This window comes from Pedobacter agri PB92 (assembly GCF_000258495.1).
Lineage (GTDB): Bacteria > Bacteroidota > Bacteroidia > Sphingobacteriales > Sphingobacteriaceae > Pedobacter > Pedobacter agri.
Genome location: NZ_AJLG01000339.1, coordinates 1 through 916 on the forward strand (window position 1 = coordinate 1; position 916 = coordinate 916).

General features: G+C 42.5%; 2 protein-coding genes. Both read right to left on the reverse strand.

Going from position 1 to position 916, the window contains the following annotated elements:
- Positions 1-641: exodeoxyribonuclease III (locus tag ON09_RS23770; protein ID WP_010603569.1), on the reverse strand; the 641-nt coding region annotated here is incomplete at its 3' end.
- Between the two features lie 36 nt (positions 642-677).
- Positions 678-836, reverse strand: a complete 159-nt coding sequence (locus tag ON09_RS24970; RefSeq protein WP_083838058.1) for a DUF3606 domain-containing protein — start codon at positions 834-836, stop codon at positions 678-680.
- Positions 837-916: the final 80 nt, after the last annotated feature.

The window sequence follows — 916 nt, forward strand, 5'->3', positions numbered from 1 at the left end:
ACGTACACACTATCCCAAGCCTTCCTTAAGTAATCCCAGTAAGTATAAATCCGCTCACCGGGATAGAGGGTGCGGATCGCATCGGTCCAGCCTTGCTCCAATAACGCCGCATAAGCACTTCTGATCTCGGGCTGAAAAAGTGCATCGTTTTTATATTTCTCAGGCTTATATGTATCCAGTTCAGTCGGCATCACATTATAATCGCCAACGAGCATGACCGGCAGCCCAGTTGCCATCAGGGTTTTAGCGTGGCCTAGCAACCTGGAGAACCATCGTTTTTTGTACTCAAATTTAGGTCCTGGAAAAGGATTTCCAAAGGGCAGATATATACAACCAATCACCGTTTCATAAGTGAATACCTCCAGATAGCGGCTATGCAAGAATTCTTTGTCCTTCCCAGGCAAGTCTCGTTTAAGTTCCTTAATTTCCTTTCTGGACAATACTGCTACCCCATTCCATGCTTTCTGCCCATGCCAAACTGCATAATAACCGGCATCAGTAATCCGGCTTATTGGAAATGACTTATCCTCACATTTCAATTCCTGTAAACACACTACATCTGGCTTGGAAAGCTTCAGCCATTTCAGCAGCGTCTCTATCCGGCCATTGATACCATTGATGTTGTATGTGGCAATTTTCATTGTGCTAAAAAAAGAGCCCCTTTAGGGGCTCAGTAATTATTTAACTTTCTTCTCGATCTCCTTGCGCTGGTTTCCGGCACTAGATTTTGCATCTTTAACTTTATCAGGTTTCACATCGAGCTTTTTAGCCTCATACTTAATCTCATGGTCCTGATCAGATACTGAGTTACGTTCCACTTTTGTTCCTCTTGCCATAATACTTATTTTTAAAGGTTTACATCATAACAATCTTCAAGTTCATTGGTTTTGAAAAACAGCTTAGACAGTGTGTACGT

Excerpts from the sequence above, each read along its gene's own strand:
- ON09_RS24970 (WP_083838058.1), bottom strand. The coding sequence starts at position 836 with ATGGCAAGAGGAACAAAAGTGGAACGTAACTCAGTATCTGATCAGGAC.